Annotated in this window: 9 protein-coding genes; 4 read left to right on the forward strand and 5 right to left on the reverse strand. The window is 62.1% G+C overall.

The window, feature by feature from the left end; translation table 11 throughout:
* Positions 1-3,238: pentapeptide repeat-containing protein (locus AAGA68_21075; GenBank protein MEM9387559.1), on the reverse strand; the 3,238-nt coding region annotated here is incomplete at its 3' end.
* A gap of 389 nt (positions 3,239-3,627) precedes the next feature.
* Here AAGA68_21075 and AAGA68_21080 point away from each other — a divergent pair.
* From AAGA68_21080 to AAGA68_21090, 3 genes are all read left to right on the forward strand, one after another.
* On the forward strand, positions 3,628-4,299 hold the full coding sequence (locus AAGA68_21080) for a hypothetical protein (GenBank protein ID MEM9387560.1): 672 nt from the start codon (positions 3,628-3,630) through the stop codon (positions 4,297-4,299).
* 87 nt (positions 4,300-4,386) lie between these two features.
* Complete coding sequence (locus tag AAGA68_21085; GenBank protein ID MEM9387561.1) at positions 4,387-4,512, forward strand: hypothetical protein; 126 nt, start codon at positions 4,387-4,389, stop codon at positions 4,510-4,512.
* Positions 4,509-6,596, forward strand: coding sequence for a tetratricopeptide repeat protein (locus AAGA68_21090; GenBank protein ID MEM9387562.1), 2,088 nt, complete (start codon positions 4,509-4,511; stop codon positions 6,594-6,596). The genes AAGA68_21085 and AAGA68_21090 overlap by 4 nt, the downstream gene beginning before the upstream one ends.
* Before the next feature lie 112 nt (positions 6,597-6,708).
* Here the strand turns inward: AAGA68_21090 and AAGA68_21095 are convergent, their stop codons facing one another.
* The 3 genes from AAGA68_21095 to AAGA68_21105 all read right to left on the reverse strand — a co-directional run bounded on the left by AAGA68_21095 (position 6,709) and on the right by AAGA68_21105 (position 11,018).
* On the reverse strand, positions 6,709-6,912 hold the full coding sequence (locus AAGA68_21095; GenBank protein ID MEM9387563.1) for a hypothetical protein: 204 nt from the start codon (positions 6,910-6,912) through the stop codon (positions 6,709-6,711).
* Positions 6,913-7,264: 352 nt separating this feature from the next.
* Positions 7,265-9,922 (reverse strand): hypothetical protein, encoded by a 2,658-nt coding sequence (locus tag AAGA68_21100; GenBank protein ID MEM9387564.1) that lies wholly within the window; start codon positions 9,920-9,922, stop codon positions 7,265-7,267.
* 481 nt (positions 9,923-10,403) lie between these two features.
* Positions 10,404-11,018: an AraC family transcriptional regulator gene (locus AAGA68_21105; protein ID MEM9387565.1), complete on the reverse strand. Its 615-nt coding sequence runs from the start codon at positions 11,016-11,018 to the stop codon at positions 10,404-10,406.
* A 267-nt stretch (positions 11,019-11,285) separates the two neighbouring features.
* Between AAGA68_21105 and AAGA68_21110 the strand changes: the two genes are divergently transcribed.
* Positions 11,286-11,729, forward strand: coding sequence for a regulator (locus tag AAGA68_21110; GenBank protein MEM9387566.1), 444 nt, complete (start codon positions 11,286-11,288; stop codon positions 11,727-11,729).
* A gap of 226 nt (positions 11,730-11,955) precedes the next feature.
* Here AAGA68_21110 and AAGA68_21115 read toward each other — a convergent pair whose 3' ends face one another.
* Positions 11,956-12,621 (reverse strand): PEP-CTERM sorting domain-containing protein, encoded by a 666-nt coding sequence (locus AAGA68_21115; GenBank protein ID MEM9387567.1) that lies wholly within the window; start codon positions 12,619-12,621, stop codon positions 11,956-11,958.
* Between the last annotated feature and the right edge of the window lie 171 nt (positions 12,622-12,792).

Raw genomic sequence — 12,792 nt, forward strand, 5'->3', positions numbered from 1 at the left:
CAGAGGCCGTGAGGATCCGGGTGCCGTCGGGGCTGAACACTCCGGAGGTGACTACGCTACCGTGGCCTTCGAAGCGGCGAAGCTCATCGCCCGAGCGAGCGTCCCACAAGCGTGCTGTGCCGTCATAAGAGGCCGTGAGGATCCGGGCGCCGTCGGGGCCGGACACCCCTGAGCAAACCCAGTCACCGTGGCCTTCGAAGCGGCAAAGCTCATCGCCCGAGCGAGCGTCCCACAAGCGTGCTGTGCCGTCATAAGAGGCCGTGAGGATCCGGGTGCCGTCGGGGCTGAACACCCCTGAAGTGACTACGCTACCGTGGCCTTCGAAGCGGCGAAGTTCATCGCCCGAGCGAGCGTCCCACAGGCGCGCGGTGCCATCATAAGAGGCCGTGAGGATCTGGGTGCCGTCGGGGCTGAGGCGGGCATTGAGAACGCTGGACGTGTGCCAACCGGGCGCCGTCAGCCGCCTACGGCCACTAGCGTGCGGCACATCCGCTGCCTCGACTCGGATACCCAGCCGCGCCAGCGGCGAATCGGGGCCGAGCGAGAGATCAGTGCCCCGTGCCGTTAGCAGACCACGTGGCTCACCTCGACAGTCCAACAACTCGCAACCCTGGAAGCGACTCCCCGCCAACTGCGTGCCTTCGAATACGCAGCCGCTGAAGTGAGCGCGCGAGAAATTCGTGTCCCGCAGGTTAGAGTGACTGAAGTTGACCCCCTGAAATCGCCGCTGCTGTTGCGCCAACACAGGCCAGAAGTCGCGCAAATCAAGCGCCGACAGCTCTGCATCGTCTGGCACGCAGGCGCGATGGCCCGCTAGCATAAGCGCCTTCGTTACGCGCATCGCGAAGGCCCGCGTCGCCACCTGCTGTGATGGCGACCACAGGCTCCCTGTTGCAGCCGCTAGACGCTCAATCTGATCGGCGTTCATCTCCACCAGAAACCCAACCGTTTCGTTGCTAACGTCCGGCATCGCACCAAGCTCACCGAGTCGATCGGATAGCATCGCGTCGCTGATCGCCTTGGCCAGGAAGTACTCTTGGAACGAGGTATGCACGAAGGCGAACCCGTCGCCTCGTTCGCGTACGAGTAAGCTTGCGTTGCGTAACTCCGTCTGCAGGCTTCCTCTCGCCCACGCCTCAGAGCGCATGATCGCAGTGATGCCCTGGTGCTTGGCCGCGTAGGCATCGAACCAGCGCTCTAGCTCATCGGCATTCATCACCGGCTTTCGTTGCTGCCACAACTCCAGCGCCAACGCGCACAACAGCTGCTCGCGATCGCCGGTGGTGAGCAACGGTCGCTTGTCGGCGTCCCGCGCTAAGGCACGTGCGAAGATATGGTGGTAGATTCGGGCGCCATTGATCGCAGCGCCCCTATCGACATCCTCGTGTAGATCCTGCGACACCTCGGCGATGAAGCGCGTCATGATCGGCCGACGTACAAGGGCTGCGAGCTGCTCGTTGCGGCGAATTTTGGAGAGCGCATTATCGCTATCCGCTTCACTCAACGCCGACTTCAGAAAGCCCTCTACCTGATCGGGGCTGAACGGCGCCATGTAGTAGGTCTTGACCGTGCCTCGGCGATTCACCGCCGGGTGAGCCCGGTCTTGCCCCCGCAACGTCGACAGTTCCTCGACATGATTGCGGAAGAAGTGCGTGCGGCAGGTGACCATCAAGCGGGTTGGGCACGCCGCCCAGTCGGCGCCATCGTTGCGCAGGTCGCGCGTCCAGGCCGAGCCGGGGACGATTTCGAGAAGCTGGCGAAACAACGCGCCAGCGCGTTCCACGCCTACGCGTGTCCCCACCTCGTCGAGCCCATCCACGATGACTAGCGAACGCTGCGTGCGCAACATGTTGAGCAAGGACTGAGCGTCCAGGTTGGCTCGCACGTCCTGGTGCAGGCTGCGCGTGATCAGCTCAGCAAGGGGTAGCGGGTCTTTGCGATCCGTGTCGAACACCTCGATCAGCCGCCGCATATCGAGGTAGACGGGCAACGGCGTCGACGAGTCGTTCGGGTCCAGTTCGACAAGGCGGGTGGCTAGGGCCTGGGCTGTTGTCGTTTTGCCCGCACCGAAGCTGCCAAGCAGCGCGACGACGCGGTTGCGGCTCTCGTCCGTGCAGACCCAGTCCTGCAAGAGGGGGATGATCTTGATGACGTCGTCAGCGTCGCTCTCGCTCGCGTGCGGCACCTGCACGTTCTTACGCCGCACCTGCTCGTCATGCCAGTGGGTGCCGGCGAGCTCACGGCGCCTATGCCCATCACGGTCATGAGCATCGCGCTCCGCCGTCTCGTGGCCTCCGGGGCTGGGGGGCGTTGGAGGCAGCTGGGTGAGCGCCTCGAGAATCTCCTTGGCGATACGGCCGACGAACTCGTCTCGGTCCGCCGCGTCCTCAAGGGCCCAGACGCGCAGCAGCGTCCGCACATCGGGTCGCCACAGCTCAGGATACGTCGGGGTCTTGTCGTAGGGGGCTGGGTTGTCGTGCGGGTCATCGCACAGCTGGATGCAGATCACTCGTTCGCGCTCAACTTGGCCGTCGCGCTCGAAGACGGCGGCTTCGGCGCGACAGCTCGAGCTCGCGTGCCACTTGTTGCTAAGCATGAAGACGGCGACGTCGGAGCCCCGGCATGCGGGCAGGGTCTGGTCATCAAAACTCTCGCTGCGACCGTGCACGCGCGATTTATCCACCCACAGCGCTACAGGCGGTAAGCTAGCAAATTTAATCGGCGGATGCTGCAGCTTACGGGCGAGGCTATCGATGAAGCCATCGAACACCTCGGTGACCTCGTCGTTCTCCCACCCGTAGGAGATGAACACTTGGTGCCCGTCCACGTACGGTGCCTGGGGGGTTGGCGTGAGGTTGCTCACATCGGCCCGCGTGGACTCGATAGCTAAGCGACGACTTTGCGCCTGCTGTGCATGAAAGGCGGCACCGGCGCCCAGCTCGATGATGATCCGACCCTTCGTGGACCTCACCCGAAAAGGAGGTTCGCCGTCCGGCAATGGGATCTCGTCTTTGGTCGCCTTGTTGATCTTCTGCAGGCGCTTGCGAAACGCGGTGGCATCGAGGGGCTTGCCTTCCACGGTCGCCAGGCGTGCTAGCACCTGATCCTTCGGGATGCTGAGGCTGGGAGCGCCTTCTTGCGGCAGCCCGGCCACTTCCAAGCAGGCGTCGAGCACGCGTATCGACGCTTGGCCGAGATGATCGTTCAGTTCAGCCAGGAGGATAGAGAACCAGTGCATGGGCGTGCCCACTCAGAACGGGAGTGACAGCGGTAAGCTAGCGCTAAAGTCACAGAAAAGTCAAACTGTGATTTTTGTGACTCTGTGACGCGCCTAGGAGGGCGCGGGCTTGGCTGGCAGGCAAGGTGTGGTCACAGATCTCCCTACGACCACGGTCTCCCGGTACGAAAACCCCATGATTGCGAGGACTGCCATCACGCAGGCGTGCCTCAACTGAGGCGATCCTCGTACGCCCTGGACTGCGAAGCTGAGGAGATGCTGGCAACCAGCCCGTCTTAAGGGTAGAGCTTGTTGAGGGGGATTCCGTCCCATTTTCGTATGTAGTAAGTGGAGCGCTTCATGCTGCACCGAGCGCGATTCATCGGAGATCCCGACAAGGACGTAAGCCAATGATAAAAAAGAACACCCGATCCAACGGGCTTCGATCAGCCGTCGCTAACGCCATCGGTGCGACTGCCGCGGGACTGATCGCTCTGCCCGCCTCAGCAAGCGTATTCCTGTTCGGCGACACGATTTCCGCCGAACTCACGATAGGCGGCGAGACCGTCACCAGCGACATCGAGCTCGCCGGCTACGGCACTGTTACTGGCGGCCTGGATGGTGTCAGCGTCGGCGGTGGAGAGGTGATCGGGTCGAGGCTCTTCTTCGGAGCAGGCCCTTCGGCCACTGATGCGTTCTTCGATTTCAATCTCCAACTGACTGGCATCGCCGTCGGGACAAGCATCTCGCTAACACTCAGTGATCTCGACTGGATAGGCCTCGACGGGGAAATCAGCGGCCTCCTCAATGTTGACGGTGTGGGCGTGAGTGACTTCGCTTTCACCAGCGACTCGGTGACGTTCTCTGGCATCAGCGCGAGTCCTAATCTCGTCAGGTTTAGCCCAAACGCACTGGTAAACTTCGAGATTGCCGCAATGGCCATACCCGAGCCTAAATCCCTTTCCATACTTACGCTTGGCATCGGCGCGGTGTGGCTGACAAGACGAAAGTGGCATCGCAGCGTGCGCGCACGGGTGGCATCAACGGCCCGCCACACCGGTGTCGGCGCGTCTGCTGGATAGGCTAACCGTCGCGAACCCAGAAGGTCCGGCTGCGCTCACGGCGTCGTCACTCATCGCCGCGCGCCCGGACCGGCCAGCGTGGTGTTGATGGAAGGTACATGCGACAACGCTACTATCGATGTTGCCGCCATCGCGGGCGTGCGTGACACATCCCCAACGATCGACCTGCTCAATCGCCTCGGCGACACCTGTGGCGAAGCGAGTCTCCCGTGAGTGCGGCTCGTCCGAGCAAATTTTCTCAGGCGGTGAAGGCCTACCGAGCAGGCAAGCTCGCCAGCGCCAGGAAGTTGCTGGCGAAGCAGCTCAAGCACACGCCGAACAATGCGGACGCACTGCACCTGGCAGGCATCGTCGAGCGCGAACTCCAAAACCACGAGGATGCGATCGCACTGCTGCGAAGAGCTGCACGCCTGCGGGCAGACATGCCGGCGGTGCACGCCAACCTTGGCGCCGCGCTGCACGATGCCGGTGAGCACGATGGTGCACAGGCCAGCTATCGAAAAGCGTTAGCTCTCGATCAGAGCTACGTGGTGGCCATCAACGGCCTGGCGGTTACCCTCGGCGCCGCGGGAGATTCTCAGGCAGCTGTCAAGCTGCTGCGCAAGGCGATCGAGACTGCACCTACCTTCGCTCAGGCGCACCACAATCTCGCCGTGCAGCTTCATGCCAGAGACGAGATTGACGAGGCGTTGCAATACGCGTGCGCCGCGCAGGAGATGCTCCCCAACAACCCGGAAGTCTTGGAGCACTACGGGGAGCTGTGTCGAGTCCGAAATCAGCCCTCGAAAGCGACGGCAGTATTGGATCGCGCAATTGAGTTGTCGCCCGGGCGACTGAAGTCTCGTTGGCTAAAGATGCACACCTTCCCATTGGTGTTCCAGAACGAAGCACAAGTGCAAGAGCACCATGGGCGATGGCGTGCAGAGCTGAAGCGGTTCGACAAAGCGCTCCGGCTCCAAAGCAGGCGGGGCGTGGACGAAGCCGTCGAGGCGGTCAGTAGCGCGACAAACTTCTTTGCTCACTATCTCGACCGTCTGACGTTGCAGGACCAAACTGACTACGGTCGGGTGTTGACCAAAGTCGCCCACAAGCGCTACCCGGCGCATGCTCGACGCCGAGACCTCAGGCCGCGACCCTCAAATGAGCCCATTCGCGTGGGCTTCGTCTCTTCCTTCTTTCGCAAGCACTCCGTCGCAAAGAGCCATGCCAGCTGGATAAGGTGGTTGCACGCGGATCAGTTCGAGGTAAGCGTCTTCTACCTGGGGACGATTGTCGACTCGACCACGCAGAGCATTCGCGAGCATTGCACTGCTTTCGAGATGCTGGGGGGAGTCGCGGCAGATGAGGTCATTCACCGAATCGATAAAGGCAAGCTCGATGTACTCATCTACTTGGATATCGGGATGACGCCCCTCCTCAATGTGGTGGCCCCCCTGCAGCTGGCACCGGTGCAATGCACCACTTGGGGCCACCCCATCACCTCCGGCTTGGCGAGTATCGACTACTACCTCTCGAGCGAGTTGATGGAGGCGGAAGACGCCGCGCGATCGTACAGCGAGACACTCATCACCTTGCCGAGCCTCTCGGTGAGCTATCCGCAGCCGCATATAGATGACGCAGGCGAGCGGGAGCTGGAGTTACCACAGCGGGGCGACGGGGTAACGTTTCTCTGCTCGCAGAGTCTCTTTAAGTTACTTCCGGAAAACGACCGAGTGTTTGCAAACATCGCTAAGGCGCTAGGTACTTGCCAGTTCTACTTTATCGCAGCGCTAGGTGAGTATCAGAAGATAGAGTTCTCAAAGCGCCTAGCGACGGCGTTCTCCGCGCAAGGGCTGTCCTTCGAGGACTACGTAACTGTCCTCGATCGCTTGGACCATGGAGCGTTCCTGTCACTGAACAAGCAAGTCGATATCGTGCTCGACTCGCTGCACTGGTCAGGATTCAACTCGACGATGGAGGCATTGGCATGCGGCCGGGTGGTGCTCACCGTGAAGGGGCACACGATGAGAGCCAACCACACGTCCGCGTGCCTTGCGATGCTCGGCATGGACGAGCTGGTGGCTATTGACGCCGAAGCCCTTGAAGCAAAAGCAGTGGAACTCGCACGGTCAGAGGAAAAACTGGCCGAACTTGAAGGCTGTATCGTCGCCAACAAAGAGGCGCTGTTCGAGGACTCCGCTCCTCTTCATGAACTATCTCGCTTCCTACGCCAGGTGGCGTCCCCAAAGCCAGGGGATTCAAACACGCTGGTTGATCAAACGTCGGACGTGTCCCTTACACAGGACGCCCCGCGCTGACCCGGCCGCTCTCGCGGCAAGCGGCAAAGCTCTCCTCGCCTACCACACTCGTCGCCGCACCGTCCCCAGGAGGCCCGGTGCAACTTCCTCAACGAACCCACCGGACTCGGCGCTAGGGCTGCTCTGGGGCAGTGATCACGTTGGTTGCGACGCAAGTGGTTAGATCCACCACCTGCAGCGAGAACCCACATAGTCGCTCGGGTGTGCGGTCGATCACGAAGTCAACCTTACCGTTAGGCAAGGCGTTGCGCTGATCCACCAGGAACGGACTGGAGAGCTCTGTGATCACTTGACCGCAGCCTTCGATTTCAATCACATCGCTTCCGGGAGCAGTTCCTACGATGGCCGCCGTGAGGCCGAGGCCAGTAAGGCCTTGGGCCTCGATCAGTACGGCGCTGCCTCGGCAGTCCCCGCCGATAAATGCCCTCAGCTGTAACAGGGAACCGAGTGCCGAAGACTAGGTAGATCTCGCCCTCGCGGGTGTCATCGTCGCGGAAGGGCGCATCGTAGGCCGCGAGCAGCAGGTCGTCGATGCCGTCGCCGTGAGGTCAGGGCCATCATCTGCAAGAGCCTTGTGCGCCAGCAGGATAGCTTCACGTCAAGCGCTGCACGCAGGAATTCACCGCGTCGGCGCTGAAGCACCACCACGCCGGGCGATACTGGGTGAGCTAATCGATCTCATCGCCATCGAGGATACCGTCTTCATCGCGGTCGATCCCCATGCGCTCACCGCTCCCGGGCGGCACGCAGGTAAAGGTAAGCGATTGACCGGGGCGCTGACTAATTTCCAATAGTGAACGAATCGATAGCGTTCCATCGCTGGCTCGGTCTGTGCGGAACTGGCCGCTGGCGTCTCGCACTGCCCCTCGCGCCGCACCTCCCCAACTGCCCTTAACGATCAAGTCACACGCGGGACGCGGCGACGTCACCGCCGCCTGCTGCAGCAAGCTCACCAGCTGGCTCCGCACCCGGCCGATGTTGCCCTGGCGCAAGGTGACCTGCTGACCGACCACGGGGAGCAGCTCGGCGTCTGCCGCCATCAGAAAGCTCACCACCTCGCGACGCTGAGCATCGTCATCGAGAGTGAAGTCCTGGAGGAAGTTCAACAACGTGTCCCAGGCGCCGTCGTGGGTAAAGCCAAAGCCGCGGATTTGCTCGCCCAGCATCGGAAAATCCTGATCATCCACGCCGCGCGAGCGACCGAAGAAGCCCACCTTCGTGTACAGGTTGCGAATGTGAGGGATCTTCAACGGCTGAATGACGAGGGGGCCTTCGAGATCGATGACCGAGAAGCCATTGGTGCCGAACTTGCCGGCTGCGACGTCCACCACGTGGCAGTCGTTGCAGGTGAAGGGCTCGCTCGACACCACCGAGAGAAAGGCGTCGAAGCCGCGCTGCTGCACAGGCGTTAGCTGGTTGTTGAGGGTGCGTACGGGGTTCGGCGGGTAGTGGATCGTGAGGGCGAACTCGGCGAAGGCCTGCATCTCGTTCGGCGCCAGCACAGTCTCGCGCCCGAGCAGCGCGGCGAAGGATCCATTGAAGGCACGAAACGCGGCCTCTTCATCGAGAAAATCCTGCCCCTCGGGGTCATTGGCACCGGAGCGATCCCCGCGCCAATGCATGGGACCCTGGTTGTTCAGACCGCGCAGGCTCTGCGTGGCCATCGGCCCCTTCATCGGATGGAAGTCGCGCGCCGTACCAGGCGGCACCTGCCGCATCAGCGGATTCAAGTTCTCCAGCACACTGCCGTCCGGATCGCCGAGATCCCAGGCCAGGTGATCCAGGTCGCCGAAGATATGGCAGCCGGCACAGGAGGAATCGCCGCGAGAGGAGGTGTGGCGCGCATCGTAGAGGAAACGCCGACCGTCGGTGACCACCGCGGGTTCTGGGCTGTACAGGGAGACCGCACCAATCTCCGTCGCGCTGTCCAGATCCACCACAGAGATGCTGTTGTTGAAGCGCGTAAGCACATAGAGGCGGTTGCGCTGCTCGTCGAGCACCATGCCACTCGGGCCGCCACCGCTCAGCTCGACGTGGTTGGCGGGATCCGGCGTGAAGGTGTCGGCGATGAGCTCGCCCGTGTTGAAGATGCCGATCTTCGCCGACCCGAAAGCTGCGACGTAGAGCCGGTCGCCGGCCGGGTTCAGCACCATCTGGAGGGGAGTCGCCAGGCTGGCCGCGTTCTCCTCGGGCGTACCGAGGATGCGGTCGTAGTCGATGTGCTTATTCAGGTGGCGAGGCAGTACGGCATTGCCGCTATCGAGATCGATAACGGTGATGCGATTCTCGATGAAGTGACCGCGCACGGTGGTGGGAGAGAACTCCCCGGAGCCCTCGAAGCGCACGATGTTGCGTGCGTCGAGGTTGCTCACGAACAGCGCACCGCCGCTCGGGCTCACCACCATGTTGAACAGCGTGGTGCCCACGCCGCTGATGCGGTCGATCACCGCCGGCGTCTCAGCGGCGGCGTCGAGCACGAAGACGTCGTAGTCCGGCAGGGTCATGCGCACGCTCGGCGTCCATTCCACCCCGTTGCCGTCGAACCAGCGGTTCTGCTCGTCGGCCTGCACGATCAAGCTGATGTCGAGCGGCGCCGGCTCGCCGTCCACATTTTCTTGCGGATCGCCGATCAGGCCCTGCACCGTGTCGCGGTGGAGCACGCTGGTCTTGTTGCCCGAATGGAAGACGCCCACGTAGACGCGAGTGCCGTCCAGCGACGCCGCTAAGGGACGCGGCGTGTCCCCGAACATCTGCACCACGATTGGAGGCGCGCCACGATCGTTGGCATCGAACACCCAGACGTCCGTTCGACCTTCGCTCGCCAGCGCATCGAAGGTCGACGGTGAGTGCTGGCCGCGGTGGGCGGTGGTGATGAAGGCGCGATCGCCGTTAGCCCCCGCAAACACGATGTCCCGCGGCTCGTCCCCCACCAGCAGCGTATCCACCACCCGGGGGATGCGGTCCGCGAAGGACAGGTCGACGATGCTGATGGAGTCAGAAAGATGGTTGACCACCCACACTTCGGTCGCGCTGCGCGCGGCCACGGCCACCGGTTCCATACCGACAGGTACGCTGGCCACGTGAACCAGGGCTGCTGGCGTGACAGCGAAAACCTCAAGGCGATTGTCCGGCGTGTTGGCCACGAACAGGCGGTTCCTGTCCGAGGACAAGGCCATCGGCCGGACCTGGCCGGACTCGAAGTTGACGAAGCTGGCCTGGGCGAAGGTGGGGTTGGCGCCACCCAGTGCCATGAGCGCAATTGCAAGTCGGACAACCCAAGCAGTTAGGGGCCGTCGGTGTAGTCCTTGGGACTCGGGAAAGGCCATGGACCGCCTCCTCCCTAGCGTGCGAATGGATGAGTGCCGGCTCGCGCTAGGGGCGCTGCCGCGTTGGTTCTCGTTATCCTGTCGGCCGCCCGCTGTGCTGCAGGCGCGAGCGTTCCCCCGGTCACGGGGAGCTGACTCTCTCCTGAATCTGGCTCCCGACCGTGTGCCCATCGACACCTCAGACTAGCACGTCCAGACGCGGTAACGAGCGTCGCTCAACGGCATCGTTCGGGATGCGTGCTCACACCTTGCGTTGGTACCTCTCGTCGACGGCATTCACAGGAGGAAATCGAGCAGCGACGGATGGACTCTACAGAAGCCTCCTCCGCGCAGCTTCTCTTTGGGCTCAGAAGCCTAATTACTTTGTCAGCTTAAACAGCAGAGACGTTTCCAGCTACGGCGGTGCTCCATTGACCCGCTCGGCGTAAACTCGCCCCAGCGCCGCGTTGGTGATATCGACCGCCCGGGCACGCCACGGCTCCTACCCCACTTCGAAGCATGTCGGCCGGCGAAACACCTTGGCCGGCGTGACTCCATAAGCCTTGCGGAAACTGTGGCTGAAGTGGGCGCTATCGGAAAAGCCTGCCTCCAGGGCGGCGTGCGTCAGCGTGTCGCAGCGATGGAGGGCCCGTTGCGCCACCAGCAGGCGGTACCAAGTCCGATAGCGGCGGTAGGGCATTTGCATCTGTTCGCCGAACAGGTAGAGCAATCGGGATGCGGACAGCCCCGTGAGGCGCGCCAACTCATGCTGGCGGAAGTTGCGAGTGGGCTCGCGCCGAATCAACTCCAGCATCTGGCACACCCTTGGATCCAGAGCCAGCGATTGCAAGCTCCTGGCGCGAAGACGTTCGTCCAGCGCCACCTTCGCCGCGTCGCGCCCGGCTATGGACTCATAGAGTGCGTGCATGCAAGTCACCCAGTCCGGCGCATCCGCAACGATCACCCGCTGCGGGCTTGCAGGCAACGACTGCAGGAGGGCCTGATAGTCGGCGCTATCGCGCTCGACAAACAGCTTGCCATCGACAGACCCACCGAAGTCGACCGTGTGCTCGGTGTTCGGCGCGACGAAGGCAACGCGCGCGCGACGCGGCGCCATGCCGGGAGCGGCGATCGTGAAAGGCGCGTAGATCCCAACGTGTAACGCGCCAGCGCCGTACCGCCGCAACGAGAGAGAGTTCGACGGGCCCATACACAACGCGCGCGTAGACCAAAGGTAGATCTGACGATGCTGGGGCAACGCGATGCGGCCCATAGTGCTGCCCTCTGCGAACACTGGCTTACTACAGCAGTGAGTTTCTACAAGTAACCCCTTCGGCGCCACTCCTATGATGGATCGAGAAAATGATAGTCAGGAGTATCCACTGTGACCAGCGCCGAACCCTTCGATCCTGCGACGCTCACTTGGCATCGTTTGGGTGACTTCGAACACTTCGTCTTCGCAATGCTCAGCGTGGATCGCGAACGTCGCTTGGTCGATGCGATCCTCAAGTTCGACGGGCCCGAGGCGATTTTCCTGCATCGTCACCTGGCGCATACGAACACCTTCGTCGTACAGGGCGAGCACGTCATCCACGAGCCCGACGGGCAAGTGCGCGAACGTCGAGCCGTCGGCAGCTTCACACGCAGTCCCGCCGACCCCGCGCCCCATCGGGAGAGCGGCGGTGAGAACGGCGCAGTGGTGCTCTACCACCTACGAGGCACACAGGATACGATGTTCGAGATCCTCAACGACGCGCTGCAGGTCGTGGGGACACTGGGGGTACAAGACTTCCACGCAGCATTAGAAGCACAGGGAGGAGCAACTTGAGCCGCTGGGCTAACGCAGTGGTCGCGTAGAGGCCTCTCGCAGCACGGCGATTCCAAGAGGAGTCGTTGCTTGCTGCCGCCGCCGCAACCCTTGAAGCGCAAGGAGTCAAACTTGCGCAGTCCACAGAGAAGGTGGCCGAGCTTCGTGCTCACATCGTCGAGACGAGGAGGCGCTGTTCGAGGACAAGCGCCTCCTTGAGAACTGGCCCAGTTTCCTATGACGATAGCTATGCCAGATGAACCGGACTCAAACCTGACGGTGGATCGCTAGCCCCTCGCCAGCGCCTCAGCAACCAGACGCCCGTGAGGCCCAGGGCAAGCATCGGCAGCGTCTTGGGCTCTGGTACGCCGATCGGTGTGAGCTCGAAATCCACGACGACTTCCGGGCCGAAGGTGAAGAACCCGTCTCTGTCCACCACACCTTCGAACGTCAGGGAGTTTTGCGTGAAGCTGACGCTGTCGATGCCGGTGCCGCTGCCCAACACATCGACGATTTCGCCGTCCAGACCAATCCAATCGAGGTCGCTGATCATCAGAGAGATGTCTGATCCTACGGCCAGACCGAGCAGTTGAAGATTGAAGTCCAAGACAGCGTCTTCTTCGTCTTGGGACCAATCAAAGATATCGAAGCGCAGCGTCCGGATATCAGCACCTCCCAGGGTGTCGACGGCGTCAAGGCCCAGATCCTGTCGCCCGAGCCCCGTTACCTCGATATCGCTGGTCACGGTCTCACCGTTGACGGTGAGTTCGTAAGTGAAGGTATCGCCGACTAGGAACAGGCTCGCCGACGCGGGTGCTGCAACTAGCGCCGAGGCGACTATCGCAGTCGCGCCAACAGCTTTAGCAACAGCTGATCGGAGACACGGTGGGTTCTCTCTTTCTTTGAGTTTCATTCGCCTACGGTCCTTTTACTATCGTTTGTAGCGCGAGCATGGGCCGCCGAGCGATACGCCCCCTCTTTTGAATACGTAGTCCGAGGGTGAAATGCCTCACAAATGACGCTGGCCGCCACCGGCGGATGAATTCCCGGAGTCACCGAGGAACAGAAACAGTGTGCCTGTGTC

It is taken from the genome of Pseudomonadota bacterium (assembly GCA_039193195.1).
Taxonomy (GTDB): Bacteria; Pseudomonadota; Gammaproteobacteria; order Steroidobacterales; family JBCBZW01; genus JBCBZW01.